The following is a 17,658-nucleotide window of genomic DNA, read 5'->3' as shown; positions in this document are numbered from 1 at the left end:
CCATTCGACTCGCATCGAATGGCCCTTTTTTGTACCTGCCGAAAATTATTCGGCGATCTGCAACTTGCGCGCTTCGGTGTACACGTAACGCACTTTTTCATACTCGAACGGCGAGTTCATCTGGCCGTAACGGAAGCTGGTCTGATAGCGCTTGTCGACCGCGCGCAATGCCCAGACTTCCGGGTGGTTGGAGCTGACTTCCGAAACGTTGAGGAAGTTGATCGCTGAATCAGCGGTGTAGTCCACGGCCAGGCCGGCGGTGTCGCGGATGTTCGACGGGCCGAAGATCGGCAGGACGAAGTAGGCGCCACCCGGTACACCGTAGAAGCCCAAGGTCTGGCCGAAGTCTTCGCTTTGACGCGGCAGCCCCATGGCGGTGGCCGGGTCCCACAGTCCGGCGATGCCGATGGTGGTGTTGAGCAGCAGGCGCGCGGTGGTTTCCATCGAGCGCTGGCCCTTGAACTGCAACAGACTGTTGACCAGGTTCGGCACGTCACCGAGGTTGTTGAAGAAGTTGCTCACCCCGGTCCGCACAAAGCTTGGCGTGATGTAGCGGTAGCCATCGACCACCGGCAGGAACACCCATTGGTCGAAGCGGTAGTTGAAGTGGTAAACCCGACGGTTCCACGACTCGAGCGGGTCGTAGACGTTCAGCGCGTTGAGCGTCGAGCGCTCGAATTCGCGCTGATCCAGCCCCGGGTTGAACTTGAGTTTGGACAGCGGCTCTTTGAAACCGTCGCTGTCGACCACCACGGGCGCATTAGCTTTACTGTTGTCGGCCTGGGCCACGCCTGCGCAGAGTAGCGCTGCAGTCAGCAGGAGATATTTAGCCACGGAAGAACTCCAGCATGGCGTCGCTGTTGACGCGGTAGTTAAGGTTGCCGCAATGGCCGCCCAGTGGGTAAACGGTCAGGCGCTCGCCAAAAGTCTTGCGCAGGAACCCGAGGTCGCCCGGGCCGAGGATCACGTCGTCGGCGTTGTGCATCACGGCAATTTTCGGGCTGTCGTGCAGGTAATCCTTGAGTGCATAGAGGCTGACCTGATCGATCAGTTGCAGCAGGCTGCCGCCGTCGGTGCGGGCGCGCCACATCGGAATCACCTGCTCGGTCAGGTAGCAGTCGAAGTCGCACTGCAGGGCGCGCTTGAGGAACGGCGTCAGGCTGGTGCCTTCAGTGATCGGGAATTTCGGCGGGGTGATCAGGCCGCGACGGTTGATCAGGTCCGAGGTGAAGGCAATATCGGCCGCCGAGAAGCGGAACGAGGTGCCGATCAGCATCGCCATCTGTTCGTTGGTCAGGTGCTGCTTGGACTGCTGAAAGTCATAGAGCAGGGCATCGTTGAGGTCGATGTAGCCTTTCTGCTGGAAGTAACGGGTCAACTTGCTCAGCACCAGCTCATAGAATGTCGTGCTGTTGTTGATGCCTTTAACTTCGGTTTGTACCAGCTTGTCGAGGTTGGTGATCGAGGTGTAGAGATTGACCGGCGGATTGAGCAGCAGGACTTTCTTGAAGTTGAAGCTGCGGCGAGTCTCGTCCAGATGCGCGACGAAGGCAGCATCCAGAGCGCCGAGGCTGTAGCCGGTCAGGTAATACTCGGTAACCGGCAGTTTCGGGTTTTGCGCCCGGACAGCCTGCATCACCCGGTACATGTCTTCGGCATCTTCCTTGGTCACGCCCGGGGTGGCGAAACGTGAGGCGGCGCTGATGAAGTCGAAGCTGGTCGGCGACGACAATTGCACGACGTGGTAGCCAGCTTTGTAGTAGAGCTTTTTCAGGTATTCGTTGAGCGTGCTGTCATAGCGCGCGCCGGTGCCGGCGATCAGGAAGATCAGCGGTGCCGGTTTGTCTTGTGTGGCGATGCGGTAGGTGAGTTTCTTCACTGCCCAGAAATTGTCCGGCAGGATGAACTCGCGCTCCGGGCGCAGCGTCAGGCTGCGGTCAGACTGATTGATGTCATCGTCCAGCGGCAACTCCGGGCGCAAATCCGGCGGGGTCGTGGCGATGGTCGCCTCGAACGGGTTGGTCAGGGGGTAGCCATAACTGGCGGCGTCGATATCCACCGCCAGTGCGGACGCACTCAAAATAAGGCCGCTGAACAGCGCGGCGAAGCGCAAGGAACGGAGCATGACTAGATCCCTTAGAGGAAGGTGCCGAATAAAGTTCGCAGGCTATGACCACCGGGTTTACGCCAAAGTGCCATGCATCGGCACCAAAGAGGCAGAATTCGGAGTAATAGTAGCTGGACGATACACTTTGCACCGCCTTCATGAACAGTTAACAGTTGTTAGTGCTTGCGTATGGCCGTTGGCGGATTAAGCTGGCCGCCGATTTCTCATGTTTGGAGTGCTACATGTCCCACCGCTTGCCCGTGATTCTGCTGATCGTTCTGCTGCCGTTGTGGCTGGCGGCCAGTTATGGCGCGCGTTATGGCTTCATGGAGGATGGGCAATGGGTCGGCATCTGCGTCGATGAGGCCAGCCGCTGGGAATGCCAGTTGCGTTCGAACCTTGGGCTGATGATCCATTTCAAGGTGTTGGGCTGGGCGGCGCTCGTTGCGGCGCTGGTCGGGTTTGTCTTGCCCGCACGGACAGGGTGGTGGCTGGCCGTGCTGGCGCTGGTGTTCGGCGTGCCGGCGCTGGCGTTGTACAACACGACGTTGGCAGTGTTTGCGTTGGTGATTGCCGGGTTGCGTCTGGTTCGCGAGTCTCGCAGTGCCTGAAAGCAGGTCTTCGCGAGCAAGCCCGCTCCCACCTTGGAACGCAATCCCCTGTGGGAGCGAGCCTGCTCGCGAAGAGGCCTGATGCCTCGCTGACTATCAGCCCTTGCGAACACGCAGGCAGCGCCACATCGCAGCGGCCATCAACCCGCTCACCAGTGCCCAACCCCAAGCCTGCTGATTCTGCAACCCTTCCTGATACAACTGCGGCGCAATCCCTGCACCGACTATAAAGGTCAGCAGGGCAATCTCCCGACGCGGCACGCTGACCGGCCGGCACAGATACACCAGCGCCGGCAGCACGAATGCCATGCTGGCAAAGCTGCGATAACGCGGATCGAACACCATCTCCAGCACCATCACCGCCGCCGCAAAACCTGCCGACGCAACCAGCCAGCCCGCGCGGCGCTCCAACAGATTGAATGCCCGCTCACGCCAGCCACTGCGTGCACTCAGCGTCAAGGCAGCGTGAGCCAGCACCAACAGATTCAGCGCCGTCAGCAGTCCGACCCACAGCCATTCGCCGGCGAATCGCGTGGTCACCCGGGCCAGATCACCCCAGGCGGCAATCGAGCAGGCGGCGAGGGCCGCCAGCAGCGGCAGGACCAGTGCCGAACGCGTATTGCGCACCCGGCCGCCGAGGAACAGCGTGCCGAGGAAAATCAAACTACCCACCGCCAGCCATTCTTTCCAGAACGGCACGTTGGTCACCGGCCCGGCCAGCACGCCCTTGTCCTGACGGTCGGCATCAAACAGCCCCCAATACCCGCCAACGGCACCTTCACTGCCACGTTTCCAGGGCTGGTCGAATGCTTCGATCAGGTTGTAGTGCCAGCCTTCCTTCTCGGCCATCGTCACAAAACCGCGAATGAACCTGGCTTCGTTGACCCGGCTCGGCAGCGCCGTCTCGCGCTGGCGGCCTTCGCTCGGCCAGCCGGTTTCACCGATCATCACATCCTTGGGGGCGAACTTGTTGCCGAACACCTGACGCACATCGGCGACATGCTGCAGCGCCACATCGATGTTCGACGGGTCATCTTCCCAGTACGGCAGCAGGTGAATGGTCAGAAAATCCACCGCCGGCGCGACTTCCGGGTGCTTGAGCCAGAATTCCCAGACATCGGCGTAGGTGACCGGTTGCTTGACCTGGCTTTTGACTTTATTGATCAGTCGAACCAGTTGCGCTGCGGTGACTTCCTTGCGCAGCAAGGCTTCGTTGCCGACGATCACCGCGCTGACCACGTCCGGGTTGGCATTGGCCGAGTGGATCAGCAGGTCGACTTCTTTCTCGGTGTCCACCGGGTTGCTGTTGACCCAGGCACCGATCATCAATTTCAGACCATGTTTGCGCGCCAGATCCGGCAAGGCTTCCAGGCCCGTCATCGAATAGGTGCGGATGCATTCGAAACGCGTTGCGAGCAGGGCGAGGTCGGCATCCATGCGCTCCGGGCGCAGTTTGAACGGCACGTCGAACGGCGACTGGTCCTTGTCAAACGGGGTGTAGGAGGCGCATTGCAGCTTGTGCGTCGGGGTCGCGGCGTCCGGCAGGATCACCGGTTTGCCGAGGCCGTACCAGAAGCCGCAAAGGGCAAAGAGACCGAGCAGGCAAGCGAAGGCGTAAGGCAGAAAAGGAAAACGGGAAGTCGCGGACATGGTCAGGCCGAGTGGCTGCAAAGCGACGCATGTTACCTGCATTTATAGAGGGGTTGGTGGCGCGCATGATTTTGACATGCAAAGTTCGGGCGGATTGTCTGGCGCCAATTATCCGAAGAGGGTTAATGGCTTTCTGATGTCGTTTCTCGTTGTCTTGAGGTCGCTGACAGAGCAGGTCGTTGTGATCGTGAGGTTGATGATCGAAAGCGTCAGCACTCCACTGATGTTCGAACGAGTTTGCGGTGAGGCGTGATGGAGGCGCTGTGCACCATAACAATACGTTGACGATGTCCGGCATCCGTCGGACGCAGCATTTCGGGGAAGTAACGATGAAGATGCGACGACTTTTAGGCGCGAGTGCCGCTCTGGTGCTGGCGATGAGCTCCACGTTTGCCAGCGCAGAAAAACAGACCCTGAACATCGGTTACGTTGACGGCTGGTCCGACAGCGTCGCGACCACCCACGTGGCGGCCGAAGTGATCAAGCAGAAACTCGGCTACGACGTGAAGCTGCAAGCCGTCGCCACCGGGATCATGTGGCAAGGCGTCGCCACCGGTAAACTCGACGCCATGCTCTCGGCCTGGCTGCCCGTGACCCACGGCGAATACTGGACGAAGAACAAGGATCTGGTCGTCGATTATGGCCCGAACTTCAAGGACGCAAAAATCGGCCTGATCGTGCCTGAATACGTCAAAGCCAAATCCATCGAAGACCTGAAAACCGACGACACCTTCAAAAACCGCATCGTCGGTATCGACGCCGGTTCAGGCGTGATGCTCAAAACCGATCAGGCCATCAAGGATTACGGCCTCGATAAATACAGCCTCAAGGCCAGTTCTGGCGCCGGCATGATCGCCGAGCTGACCCGTGCCGAGAAGAAAAACGAATCCATCGCCGTGACCGGTTGGGTGCCGCACTGGATGTTCGCCAAGTGGAAGCTGCGCTTCCTCGACGACCCGAAAGGCGTTTACGGCGCGGCTGAAACCGTGAACAGCATCGGCAGCAAGGAGCTGGAAGCCAAGGCGCCGGAAGTGGCCAGGTTCCTGAAGAACTTCCAGTGGGCCTCGAAAGACGAAATCGGCGAAGTCATGCTGGCGATTCAGGACGGTGCCAAGCCTGAAGCCGCAGCGAAAGATTGGGTCGCCAAACACCCGGATCGCGTGGCTGACTGGACCAAATAAACGCTTCACCGCCTGACCCTGTGGGAGCGGGCTTGCTCGCGAATGCGATCTGTCAGTTGATACCGATATCGACTGAGCTGACGCCTTCGCGAGCAGGCTCGCTCTCACAGTTGTTTTGGCTGTGCTGAAAAATGGCGAATACGTCATGTCGTTCTACTACTAAGGTCGTCTGTTACCGCGCTCGCAGCCGCATACATTAGCTATGTTCCAACAATAATCTGTGCTGCGAGGATAAAAACAATGAACGACAGCATTTACCTCTCGATTCAAAACAGCCCGCGCTTCAAGGAGCTGGTCTCGAAAAGGGAACGATTCGCCTGGATTCTCTCGGCAATCATGCTCGGGCTTTACTCCGCATTCATCTTGCTGATTGCATATGGGCCGCATGTGCTCGGTGCGAAAATCAGTCCTGAATCTTCGATTACCTGGGGTATTCCGATCGGTGTCGGTCTGATTGTCTCGGCCTTCGTCCTGACCGGCATCTACGTGCGCCGCGCCAATGGCGAATTTGACGACCTGAACAATGCGATTCTCAAGGAGGCTCAGCAATGATCCGGCGCCTGTTGGCTTTATTGAGTGTTGCGGCTTTCGCGCCAGGTGCCTGGGCGGCTGACGCATTGACCGGGGAAGTGACCAGACAGCCACTGAACATCCCTGCGATTCTGATGTTCGTCGCGTTCGTTGGCGCGACCTTGTACATCACCTACTGGGCTTCGAAGAAAAACAACTCGGCTGCCGACTACTATGCGGCGGGCGGCAAGATCACCGGTTTCCAGAACGGTCTGGCGATTGCCGGCGACTACATGTCGGCGGCGTCTTTTCTGGGCATTTCCGCGCTGGTATTCACCTCCGGCTACGATGGCCTGATCTACTCGATCGGCTTCCTGGTCGGCTGGCCGATCATTCTGTTCCTGATCGCCGAGCGTCTGCGTAATCTGGGTAAATACACCTTTGCCGACGTGGCGTCCTACCGCCTCGGGCAAACCCAGATTCGCACATTGTCCGCCTGCGGTTCGCTGGTGGTGGTGGCGTTCTACCTGATCGCGCAAATGGTCGGTGCCGGCAAGCTGATCCAGCTGTTGTTCGGCCTCGATTACCACGTTGCGGTGATTCTGGTCGGTGTGCTGATGTGCATGTACGTGCTGTTCGGCGGCATGCTGGCGACCACCTGGGTGCAGATCATCAAGGCAGTGCTGTTGCTGTCCGGCGCCTCGTTCATGGCGCTGATGGTGATGAAGCACGTTGGCTTCGACTTCAACACGCTGTTCTCCGAGGCGATCAAGGTTCACGCCAAAGGCGAAGCGATCATGAGTCCGGGCGGTCTGGTCAAGGACCCGATCTCGGCATTCTCGCTGGGTCTGGCGTTGATGTTCGGCACCGCTGGCCTGCCGCACATTCTGATGCGCTTCTTCACCGTGAGTGACGCGAAAGAAGCGCGCAAGAGCGTGCTCTACGCAACGGGCTTCATTGGTTACTTCTACATTCTGACCTTCATCATCGGCTTCGGCGCGATCCTGCTGGTCAGCACTAACCCGGCCTTTAAAGATGCTGCTGGCGCGCTGTTGGGCGGCAACAACATGGCGGCGGTGCACCTGGCCAACGCGGTCGGCGGTAGTATCTTCCTCGGCTTTATCTCGGCGGTGGCGTTCGCGACCATTCTGGCGGTTGTGGCAGGCCTGACACTGGCCGGTGCTTCGGCGGTTTCTCACGACCTGTATGCCAGTGTGATCAAGAAGGGCAAGGCCAACGAGAAGGACGAGATTCGCGTTTCGAAGATCACCACCATTGCCTTGGCGGTGCTGGCGATTGGTCTGGGTATTCTGTTCGAAAGCCAGAACATCGCGTTCATGGTCGGCCTGGCATTCTCGATCGCGGCGAGCTGCAACTTCCCGGTGCTGCTGCTTTCGATGTACTGGAAGAAGCTGACCACCCGTGGCGCGATGATTGGCGGCTGGCTGGGTCTGGTGAGTGCGGTTGGCCTGATGATTCTTGGCCCGACCATCTGGGTGCAGATCCTGCATCACGAGAAGGCGATCTTCCCTTACGAGTACCCGGCGCTGTTTTCGATGATCATTGCCTTTGTCGGGATCTGGTTCTTCTCGATTACTGACAAGTCGGCGGCGGCGGATAACGAGCGGGCGCTGTTCTTCCCGCAGTTTGTGCGTTCGCAGACCGGGTTGGGGGCGAGTGGGGCGGTTTCGCATTGATGGGTTGATGGTTTTGTAATGTTGTGCTGAATGCCCCGGTTGAGAGATCGGGGCATTTTTTGTGGGCGGTTATCGGACTGGGGGGATTGGGTGTATATCCGTTGCTGCGGTAACGGCTGCTTAAGGTTTCGCCCTTACGACGACCCACTTTTTTACAAGTGCCTAAATTTGTGGTGGATTTGCCCCTCACCCCAGCCCTCTCCCTAAGGAGAGGGAGCCGATTTGTGAGTCTTTCAGAATCTGAGTTCAACACGGTATCGCATATCGGCGTACCTCCCCCAAACACCTCGATCAGTTCACTCTCCCTCCGGAAGAGGGCTAGGGTGAGGGGCTCTTGATCTGGCTTTTGATTTTGCTTTGGCTTTTGATCTTTTGCCCCATCGGCAGGCCGAACGCCGGGGGAAGCCTTTTTGGTTACTTTTTTCTGGGCCGGCATTCCGGGCGTTTGGAAAAAGTGACCCACCGTAAGGGCGCGACCTTAGGCGGCCATAACCGCAGCAACGGGTATGCCCCCAAATCCCGGACAAACAAAAACGGCCCCTATATAAATAGAGGCCGTTCTCGATACAACTTAAGAACTTATCGCAAGACAGGTCTTATTTGCGGTCTTCCAGCTTGGTAATGTCACGCGACTCGTAGCCGGTGTACAGCTGGCGCGGACGGCCAATCTTGTACGGGCTGGAGAGCATTTCTTTCCAGTGGGAAATCCAGCCAACAGTACGTGCCAGCGCGAAGATCACGGTGAACATGCTGGTCGGAATGCCGATCGCCTTGAGGATAATCCCCGAGTAGAAGTCGACGTTCGGATACAGCGAGCGTTCGATGAAGTACGGGTCGGTCAGCGCGATCTCTTCCAGGCGCATGGCCAGTTCGAGTTGCGGATCGTTGTTGATGCCCAGTTCCTTCAGCACTTCGTCGCAGGTCTGCTTCATTACAGTCGCGCGAGGATCGCGGTTCTTGTAAACGCGGTGACCGAAGCCCATCAGCTTGAACGGATCGTTCTTGTCCTTGGCCTTGGCGATGAACTTGTCGATGTTCGAAACATCGCCAATTTCATCAAGCATGGTCAGAACGGCTTCGTTCGCACCACCGTGAGCAGGGCCCCACAGTGCGGCGATACCGGCGGCGATACAGGCGAATGGGTTGGCACCCGAAGAGCCCGCCAGACGCACGGTGGAAGTCGAGGCGTTCTGTTCGTGGTCGGCGTGGAGGATGAAGATCCGGTCCATGGCCTTGGCGAGTACCGGGCTGATCGGTTTGATCTCGCACGGGGTGTTGAACATCATGTGCAGGAAGTTTTCCGCGTATGTCAGGTCATTGCGCGGGTACATCATGGGCTGGCCCATGGAGTACTTGTAAACCATCGCTGCCAGGGTCGGCATCTTCGCAACCAGACGGATCGCGGAGATTTCGCGATGCTGCGGGTTATTGATGTCGAGGGAGTCGTGGTAGAAGGCCGAGAGGGCGCCGACTACACCGCACATGACGGCCATTGGGTGGGCGTCACGACGGAAGCCGTTGAAGAAGGTTTTCAGCTGCTCGTGAACCATGGTGTGGTTTTTCACGGTGCTGACGAACTGGGCCTTCTGTTCTGCTGTCGGCAGTTCGCCGTTGAGCAGCAGGTAGCAGGTTTCCAGGTAGTCCGACTTTTCAGCCAGCTGTTCGATCGGGTAGCCGCGGTGCAACAGAATGCCGTTGTCGCCGTCGATATAGGTGATCTTCGACTCGCACGAGGCGGTCGACATGAAACCCGGGTCGAAAGTGAAGCGGCCCGTGGCCGTCAGGCCCCGAACATCGATTACATCGGGACCAACGGTGCCGGTTAAAATGGGCAGCTCGACGGGGGCTGCGCCCTCGATGATCAACTGCGCTTTTTTGTCAGCCATGTGGCCTCCTATTTATGCTTGAACCATCAGACAGACCCCCCACGCAGGGCCCGCACCACTATAGTGAGATAAATTCGAATGTCAATTTGCCTAAAGTCTTGCTCCAGAAGGCTTTAAGCGCACTTTTTCCTCGAAATTGACTGCCATTTACGCCTTTTATACGACTTGTGCAATCAGCTATTTGGGGTAGGTGATTGCGTTGTCATTAGTAGCCTAACTGTCTATACTCGGCCACCGACCGCCAAGGGCTTTTGGGCCTGCTTTATTGGGGGTCGCATCCCTGGGTGGTGGTTACCTGACCAGTGCACTCCCCAACAACTTTGCCCTGATTGTTAGGGGCTCTTCAGTGTGAAAAAAAAGCCGTGAAAAGCCAACGACCTGTAAACCTAGACCTAAGGACCATCAAACTCCCCATCACCGGCGTTACGTCGTTTCTTCACCGTGTTTCCGGCATCATCCTCTTCCTGGGTATCGGCTTCATGCTTTATGCATTGGGCAAGTCTCTGGGTTCCGAGGAAGGTTTTGCCGAAGTGAAGGCATGCTTGACCAGCCCGCTGGCCAAGTTCGTAGCATGGGGCCTCCTGTCCGCTCTGCTGTATCACCTGGTAGCCGGTGTGCGCCACTTGATCATGGATATGGGCATCGGTGAGACGCTGGAAGGCGGCCGCCTGGGCTCGAAAATTATCATCGCCGTTTCCGTGGTGCTGATCGTTCTGGCAGGAGTTTGGATATGGTAACCAGCGTTACGAACCTTTCGCGTTCGGGCCTCTATGACTGGATGGCGCAACGTGTGTCTGCGGTTGTTCTCGCGGCTTATTTCATCTTCCTGATCGGATACCTCGCAGCGAATCCGGGCATCGGCTACGACCAGTGGCACGGCCTGTTCGCTCACAACGGGATGCGTATCTTCAGTCTGCTGGCCCTCGTTGCCCTTGGCGCTCACGCCTGGGTCGGCATGTGGACCATCGCGACCGACTACCTGACGCCAATGGCGCTGGGCAAGTCCGCGACCGCAGTACGTTTCCTTTTCCAGGCAGTTTGCGGCATCGCGATGTTCGCTTACTTCGTCTGGGGTGTGCAGATTCTCTGGGGTATCTGATTCATGGCTAACATTCCAACGATTTCTTTCGACGCCATCATTATTGGTGGTGGCGGTGCCGGCATGCGCGCTGCGCTGCAACTGGCGCAGGGCGGTCACAAGACTGCCGTGATCACCAAGGTTTTCCCGACCCGTTCGCACACTGTGTCCGCCCAGGGCGGCATTACTTGCGCCATCGCGTCGGCTGACCCGAACGATGACTGGCGCTGGCACATGTACGATACCGTCAAGGGTTCCGACTACATCGGTGACCAGGACGCTATCGAATACATGTGTCAGGAAGGCCCGGCTGCCGTGTTCGAGCTGGACCACATGGGTCTGCCGTTCTCGCGTACCGAGCAAGGCCGTATCTACCAGCGTCCATTCGGTGGTCAGTCCAAGGACTACGGTAAAGGTGGCCAGGCTGCACGTACTTGCGCCGCTTCCGACCGTACCGGTCACGCCCTGCTGCACACTCTTTATCAGGGCAACCTGAAAGCCGGTACCACGTTCCTGAACGAGTACTACGCTGTCGACCTGGTGAAAAACCAGGAAGGCGAATTTGTCGGTGTGATCGCTATCTGCATCGAAACCGGCGAAACCACCTACATCCGCGCCAAGGCCACCGTACTGGCTACCGGCGGTGCAGGTCGTATCTACGCTTCCACCACCAACGCCCTGATCAACACCGGTGACGGCGTCGGCATGGCTCTGCGTGCAGGCGTGCCGGTGCAGGACATCGAAATGTGGCAGTTCCACCCGACCGGCATCGCCGGCGCCGGTGTACTGGTTACAGAAGGTTGCCGTGGTGAAGGTGGTTACCTGATCAACAAGCACGGCGAGCGTTTCATGGAGCGTTATGCTCCGAACGCCAAAGACCTTGCCGGTCGTGACGTGGTTGCTCGCTCGATGGTCAAGGAAATCATCGCCGGCAACGGTTGTGGTCCGAATGGCGACCACGTAATGCTCAAACTCGACCACTTGGGCGAGGAAGTGCTGCACAGCCGTCTGCCAGGCATCTGCGAACTGTCGAAGACGTTCGCTCACGTTGACCCGGTTGTTGCGCCGGTTCCGGTTGTTCCGACTTGCCACTATATGATGGGCGGTGTTGCCACCAACATTCATGGTCAGGCGATCACTCAGGACGCCGACGGCGTGGATCAGATCATTCCTGGTCTGTTCGCGGTAGGTGAAGTGGCTTGCGTATCGGTGCACGGTGCCAACCGTCTGGGCGGCAACTCGCTGCTCGACCTGGTGGTATTCGGCCGCGCTGCCGGCCTGCACCTGGAAAAAGCGCTGACCGACGGCATCGAATACGACGACGCTACCGAAGCTGACATCGAAGCGGCCCTGGCGCGCTTGAACGCGCTGAACAGCCGTACCGATGGCGAAGACGTGGCTACCCTGCGTCGCGAGCTGCAGAGCTGCATGCAGAACTACTTCGGTGTATTCCGTACTGGCGAATACATGCAGAAAGGTATCGCTCAGCTGGCCGATCTGCGCAAGCGTATCGCCAACGTGAAGATCAACGATAAGTCGCAGGCGTTCAACACTGCACGTATCGAAGCGCTGGAACTGCAAAACCTGCTGGAAGTGGCTGAAGCTACCGCCATCGCGGCCGAAGTACGTAAAGAGTCCCGCGGCGCTCACGCCCGTGAAGACTTTGAAGACCGTGACGACGAAAACTGGCTGTGCCACACCCTGTACTTCCCGGGTGACAAGCGCGTCACCAAGCGTGCCGTGAACTTCTCGCCGAAGACTGTTCCGACTTTCGAACCTAAAGTCCGGACTTATTAAGGGTGACCGCCATGTTGAATGTCAGTGTTTATCGCTACAACCCTGATCAGGACGCTGCGCCGTTCATGCAGGAATTCCAGGTCGATACCGGTGGTAAAGACCTGATGGTGCTGGACGTGCTGGCCCTGATCAAAGAGCAGGACGAGGGTTTCTCCTATCGTCGCTCTTGCCGTGAAGGCGTCTGCGGCTCCGATGGCATGAACATCAACGGCAAGAACGGTCTGGCGTGCATCACGCCGCTGTCCGCCGTTGTGAAAGGTAACAAGTTGATCGTTCGTCCTCTGCCAGGTTTGCCGGTGATCCGTGACCTGGTCGTCGATATGAGCATCTTCTACAAGCAATACGAGAAGGTGAAGCCATACCTGCAGAACGACACGCCGGCTCCGGCCATCGAGCGTCTGCAGTCCCCTGAAGAGCGTGAAAAGCTCGACGGTCTGTACGAGTGCATCCTGTGCGCTTGCTGCTCGACCTCTTGCCCGTCCTTCTGGTGGAACCCGGACAAGTTCCTGGGTCCGGCTGCTCTGCTGCAAGCCTACCGCTTCCTGGCAGATAGCCGTGACACCAAGACCAACGAGCGTCTGGCTTCGCTCGATGACCCGTTCAGCGTATTCCGCTGCCGGGGCATCATGAACTGCGTCAACGTATGTCCGAAAGGCCTGAACCCGACTAAGGCCATCGGTCACATCCGTAACATGCTGCTTTCGAGCGGCGTGTGATTCAGCTGCTGTAACCGCTGTACCGTAGAGGCTGTGGCGCGGGCTTCAACCCGCGTCATGGCTATAACCAGAGCAGTAGCCACAAGCTGCAGCTCTTATTTTGAAGAAATGAGACAAGCAGGGGCATCCGGGCTGGTACCCGGACTATCAGTGTGATCCTAAGTGGCTTGTTTTAGTCGCTGCATTCGGACTTCTGCAAGTTTGCTCGGTGTCGACACCGATGGTGTTCCCCTAACCGAGGGTGACCAAGCATGCAAGAAAGCGTGATGCAGCGCATGTGGAACAGCGCCTACCTTTCAGGTGGAAACGCTGCCTATGTGGAAGAGCTTTATGAGCTCTACCTGCACGACCCTAACGCTGTGCCAGAAGAGTGGCGCACCTACTTTCAGAAGTTGCCTGCCGACGGCAACTCTGCCACTGATGTTTCGCACTCCACAATTCGCGATCATTTCGTGCTGCTGGCAAAGAACCAGCGCCGCGCCCAACCGGTTTCCGCCGGCAGCGTGAGCAGTGAGCACGAGAAGAAGCAAGTTGAAGTGCTGCGATTGATTCAGGCCTACCGTATGCGTGGCCACCAGGCAGCCCAGCTTGACCCGCTGGGGCTGTGGCAGCGTCCTGCACCTGCAGACCTGTCGATCAATCATTACGGCTTGACCAATGCCGATCTTGATACGACCTTCCGTGCCGGCGACCTGTTCATCGGCAAAGAGGAAGCGAGCCTACGCGAAATTCACGAAGCGTTGCAGCAGACATATTGCCGCACCATCGGCGCTGAATTTACGCACATCACCGATTCCGAGCAGCGCCAGTGGTTCCAGCAGCGTCTGGAAAGCGTGCGTGGTCGTCCGACGTACTCCGCCGACATCAAGAGCCACCTGCTTGAGCGCGTGACTGCCGGTGAAGGCCTGGAAAAATACCTGGGCACCAAATACCCGGGCACCAAGCGTTTCGGTCTGGAAGGCGGCGAAAGCCTGATTCCGATGCTCGACGAACTGATCCAGCGTTCCGGTTCCTACGGCACCAAGGAAGTCGTCATCGGCATGGCCCACCGTGGCCGTCTGAACGTACTGGTCAACACCTTCGGCAAGAACCCGCGCGAGCTGTTCGACGAGTTCGAAGGCAAGAAGAAGGTTGAGTTGGGTTCCGGTGACGTTAAATACCACCAGGGCTTCTCGTCCAACGTGATGACCACCGGCGGTGAAGTTCACCTGGCCATGGCGTTCAACCCGTCCCACCTGGAAATCGTTTCGCCGGTGGTCGAAGGTTCGGTTCGCGCCCGTCAGGATCGTCGTAACGACGCCACTGGCGAGAAGGTTCTGCCGATCTCCATCCACGGTGACGCTGCTTTCGCAGGTCAGGGCGTGGTCATGGAAACCTTCCAGATGTCGCAGACCCGCGGTTTCAAGACCGGCGGTACCGTGCACATCGTGATCAACAACCAGGTTGGTTTCACCATCAGCAACCCGCTGGACTCGCGTTCCACCGAGTACGCCACCGACGTTGCCAAGATGATCCAGGCACCGATCCTCCATGTGAATGGTGATGATCCGGAAGCCGTGTTGTTCGTGACCCAGTTGGCCATCGACTACCGCATGCAGTTCAAGCGTGACGTGGTGATCGACCTGGTCTGCTACCGTCGTCGCGGCCACAACGAAGCCGACGAACCAAGCGGCACCCAGCCTCTGATGTATCAGCAGATCACCAAGCAGCGCACCACTCGTGAGCTGTACGCTGAGCGTCTGACCCAGGCCGGTGTGCTCGACGCAGAGCGTGTTCAGGCGAAAGTCGATGAATATCGCAACGCGCTGGACAACGGCCTGCACGTAGTGAAATCGCTGGTCAAGGAACCGAACAAAGAGTTGTTCGTGGACTGGCGTCCGTATCTGGGCCATGCCTGGACTGCACGTCACGACACTCGCTTTGATCTGAAGACCCTGCAGGAACTGTCCGCCAAGCTGCTGGAAATTCCGGAAGGCTTCGTGGTTCAGCGTCAGGTCGCGAAGATCTACGAAGACCGTCAGAAGATGCAAGCCGGCGGCCTGCCGATCAACTGGGGTTATGCCGAGACAATGGCATACGCGACCCTGGCGTTCGAAGGTCACCCGATCCGCATGACCGGTCAGGACATCGGCCGCGGTACGTTCTCGCACCGTCACGCTGTGCTGCACAACCAGAAAGACGCGGGTACCTACATTCCTCTGGCGCACTTGTACGACGGTCAGCCACGCTTTGACCTGTATGACTCGTTCCTGTCGGAAGAGGCGGTACTGGCATTCGAATACGGTTACTCGACCACCACGCCAAACGCGCTGGTGATCTGGGAAGCCCAGTTCGGTGACTTCGCCAACGGTGCACAGGTTGTTATCGACCAGTTCATCACCAGCGGCGAGCACAAGTGGGGCCGTCTCTGCGGTCTGACCATGTTGCTGCCACACGGTTATGAAGGTCAGGGCCCTGAGCACAGCTCGGCACGTCTTGAGCGTTACCTGCAGCTGTGCGCCGAGCACAACATTCAGGTGTGCATGCCGACCACCCCTGCGCAGATCTACCACTTGCTGCGTCGTCAGGTGATTCGCCCGCTGCGCAAACCTCTGGTAGTGCTGACGCCGAAGTCGCTGCTGCGCCACAAGCTGGCCATCTCGACCCTGGAAGATCTGGCCGAAGGTTCGTTCCAGACCGTGATCCCGGAAATCGATGCCCTGGACCCGAAAAAGGTCGAGCGCATTGTTCTGTGTAGCGGCAAGGTCTACTACGACCTGCTGGAAAAACGCCGTGCCGAAGGCCGCGAAGATATCGCCATCGTGCGTATCGAGCAGCTGTATCCATTCCCTGAGGACGACTTGAAAGAAGTCCTGGCTCCTTATACCAACGCCAAGCATGCCGTTTGGTGTCAGGAAGAGCCGATGAACCAGGGCGCGTGGTACTGCAGCCAGCATCACTTGCGTCGCAGCATCGGTAACCTCGACAAGTCTCTCGTACTCGAGTACGCGGGCCGCGAGGCTTCTGCTGCCCCAGCTTGTGGTTACGCTTCGATGCACGCCGAGCAGCAGGAAAAACTGCTGCAAGACGCGTTTACCGTTTAATGCCTTCGCGCACCTGAAACCGAATTTAAGGAACTACAGATAATGGCTATCGAGATCAAAGCCCCCACTTTCCCGGAATCGGTTGCCGATGGCACCGTTGCCACCTGGCACAAGCAACCGGGCGACGCCGTCAAGCGCGACGAACTGATCGTCGACATCGAAACTGACAAGGTCGTACTGGAAGTTCTGGCTACCGCCGATGGCGTGCTGGGCGCAATCGTCAAGGGCGAGGGCGAAACCGTCCTGTCCGACGAAGTGCTGGGCTCCATCCAGGAAGGTGGTGCTGCTGCCGCCGCTCCAGCCGCCGCCGCTGCTCCGGCCGCCGCAGCCGCTGCACCAGCTGCACCAGCTGCCGCCGAAGGCGAAGACGATCCTGTTGCTGCTCCAGCCGCGCGCAAGCTGGCTGAAGAAAACGGCATCAACATCGCTTCCGTTGCCGGCACCGGCAAAGGCGGTCGCGTGACCAAGGAAGACGTGGTTGCTGCTGTTGCTGCCAAGAAAGCCGCTCCGGCTGCCGCGCCTGCCAAGGCTGCTGCTCCTTCGGCTGCCGCTCCTGTGTTCGCCGCTGGCGACCGCATCGAGAAGCGCGTACCGATGACCCGCGTTCGTGCCACCGTGGCCAAGCGTCTGGTTGAAGCTCAGTCGAACATGGCGATGCTGACCACCTTCAACGAAGTCGACATGACTGAAGTGATGGCGCTGCGTTCGAAGTACAAAGACCTGTTCGAGAAGTCCCACAACGGCGTGCGCCTGGGCTTCATGTCGTTCTTCGTGAAAGCTGCTACCGAAGCGCTGAAACGCTTCCCGGCGGTCAACGCGTCGATCGACGGCGGCGACATCGTTTACCACGGTTACGCGGACATCGGCGTTGCCGTTTCCAGCGACCGTGGCCTGGTTGTTCCGGTTCTGCGTAACGCCGAACTGATGAGCCTGGCTGAAATCGAAGGCGGCATCGCAACATTCGGCAAAAAAGCTCGTGACGGCAAACTGTCGATGGACGAGATGACCGGTGGTACCTTCACCATCACCAACGGTGGTACCTTCGGTTCGATGATGTCGACCCCGATCGTCAACCCGCCGCAGGCAGCGATTCTGGGCATGCACAACATTATCCAGCGTCCTATGGCCGTCAACGGTCAGGTCGTTATCCGTCCGATGATGTACCTGGCACTGTCCTACGATCACCGTCTGATCGATGGCAAAGAAGCTGTGACCTTCCTGGTGACCATCAAGAACCTGCTGGAAGATCCGGCTCGTCTGTTGCTGGATATCTAAAAAACAGCGGCAAGCTTCAAGTTTCAAGCCACAAGCTCAAAGCGAGCGGGGTGGGCTTGGAGCTTGT

The 17,658-nt window shown here is 58.4% G+C and carries 14 protein-coding genes; 10 read left to right on the top strand and 4 right to left on the bottom strand.

Features of this window, described 5'->3' with window-relative positions; genetic code table 11:
* Positions 1-45 precede the first annotated feature (45 nt).
* Together AACY19_RS21350 and AACY19_RS21345 are read right to left on the bottom strand one after the other, a co-directional pair.
* A complete protein-coding gene (locus tag AACY19_RS21350) occupies positions 46-834 on the bottom strand; it encodes an MlaA family lipoprotein (protein ID WP_339453608.1) in 789 nt (262 codons plus the stop codon).
* Complete coding sequence (locus AACY19_RS21345; RefSeq protein WP_339453607.1) at positions 827-2,125, bottom strand: serine/threonine protein kinase; 1,299 nt, start codon at positions 2,123-2,125, stop codon at positions 827-829. The genes AACY19_RS21350 and AACY19_RS21345 overlap by 8 nt, the downstream gene beginning before the upstream one ends.
* Positions 2,126-2,349: 224 nt before the next feature.
* Between AACY19_RS21345 and AACY19_RS21340 the strand changes: the two genes are divergently transcribed.
* The gene (locus AACY19_RS21340; protein WP_339453606.1) at positions 2,350-2,718 is read left to right on the top strand and encodes a hypothetical protein; all 369 of its coding nucleotides are present in this window, start codon (positions 2,350-2,352) and stop codon (positions 2,716-2,718) included.
* 96 nt (positions 2,719-2,814) lie between these two features.
* Here AACY19_RS21340 and AACY19_RS21335 read toward each other — a convergent pair whose 3' ends face one another.
* Positions 2,815-4,410 (bottom strand): glycoside hydrolase family 17 protein, encoded by a 1,596-nt coding sequence (locus AACY19_RS21335; protein WP_339453605.1) that lies wholly within the window; start codon positions 4,408-4,410, stop codon positions 2,815-2,817.
* Between the two features lie 287 nt (positions 4,411-4,697).
* On the opposite strand from AACY19_RS21335, the gene AACY19_RS21330 reads away from it, so the two are divergent.
* From AACY19_RS21330 to AACY19_RS21320, 3 genes are all read left to right on the top strand, one after another.
* On the top strand, positions 4,698-5,549 hold the full coding sequence (locus AACY19_RS21330; protein ID WP_339453604.1) for a glycine betaine ABC transporter substrate-binding protein: 852 nt from the start codon (positions 4,698-4,700) through the stop codon (positions 5,547-5,549).
* A 240-nt stretch (positions 5,550-5,789) separates the two neighbouring features.
* Positions 5,790-6,101, top strand: a complete 312-nt coding sequence (locus AACY19_RS21325) for a DUF485 domain-containing protein (RefSeq protein ID WP_339453603.1) — start codon at positions 5,790-5,792, stop codon at positions 6,099-6,101.
* Complete coding sequence (locus AACY19_RS21320) at positions 6,098-7,756, top strand: cation acetate symporter (RefSeq protein ID WP_339453602.1); 1,659 nt, start codon at positions 6,098-6,100, stop codon at positions 7,754-7,756. Before AACY19_RS21325 ends, AACY19_RS21320 begins: the two co-directional genes overlap by 4 nt.
* 596 nt (positions 7,757-8,352) lie before the next feature.
* Here the strand turns inward: AACY19_RS21320 and gltA are convergent.
* Complete coding sequence (gene gltA / locus AACY19_RS21315; RefSeq protein WP_003222994.1) at positions 8,353-9,642, bottom strand: citrate synthase; 1,290 nt, start codon at positions 9,640-9,642, stop codon at positions 8,353-8,355.
* A gap of 362 nt (positions 9,643-10,004) precedes the next feature.
* Here gltA and sdhC point away from each other — a divergent pair, with 362 nt between their 5' ends.
* The 6 genes from sdhC (at position 10,005) to odhB (ending at position 17,591) form a co-directional block, all read left to right on the top strand.
* On the top strand, positions 10,005-10,379 hold the full coding sequence (gene sdhC / locus AACY19_RS21310; RefSeq protein ID WP_034156251.1) for a succinate dehydrogenase, cytochrome b556 subunit: 375 nt from the start codon (positions 10,005-10,007) through the stop codon (positions 10,377-10,379).
* Positions 10,373-10,741, top strand: a complete 369-nt coding sequence (gene sdhD, locus AACY19_RS21305; RefSeq protein WP_007919900.1) for a succinate dehydrogenase, hydrophobic membrane anchor protein — start codon at positions 10,373-10,375, stop codon at positions 10,739-10,741. The genes sdhC and sdhD overlap by 7 nt, the downstream gene beginning before the upstream one ends.
* Before the next feature lie 3 nt (positions 10,742-10,744).
* Positions 10,745-12,517: a succinate dehydrogenase flavoprotein subunit gene (sdhA, locus tag AACY19_RS21300; RefSeq protein ID WP_339453601.1), complete on the top strand. Its 1,773-nt coding sequence runs from the start codon at positions 10,745-10,747 to the stop codon at positions 12,515-12,517.
* Between the two features lie 11 nt (positions 12,518-12,528).
* Positions 12,529-13,233: a succinate dehydrogenase iron-sulfur subunit gene (locus tag AACY19_RS21295; protein WP_095050238.1), complete on the top strand. Its 705-nt coding sequence runs from the start codon at positions 12,529-12,531 to the stop codon at positions 13,231-13,233.
* Positions 13,234-13,484: 251 nt separating this feature from the next.
* Positions 13,485-16,316: a 2-oxoglutarate dehydrogenase E1 component gene (locus AACY19_RS21290; RefSeq protein WP_339453600.1), complete on the top strand. Its 2,832-nt coding sequence runs from the start codon at positions 13,485-13,487 to the stop codon at positions 16,314-16,316.
* A gap of 42 nt (positions 16,317-16,358) precedes the next feature.
* Positions 16,359-17,591 carry a 2-oxoglutarate dehydrogenase complex dihydrolipoyllysine-residue succinyltransferase gene (odhB, locus tag AACY19_RS21285; protein WP_339453599.1) on the top strand — a complete coding sequence of 411 codons (1,233 nt, stop codon included), beginning with the start codon at positions 16,359-16,361 and terminating at the stop codon, positions 17,589-17,591.
* Positions 17,592-17,658: the final 67 nt, after the last annotated feature.

It is taken from the genome of Pseudomonas sp. EA_5y_Pfl2_R50 (assembly GCF_963970475.1).
Taxonomy (GTDB): domain Bacteria; phylum Pseudomonadota; class Gammaproteobacteria; order Pseudomonadales; family Pseudomonadaceae; genus Aquipseudomonas.
This window is presented reverse-complemented; position numbering and strand designations above follow the sequence as displayed.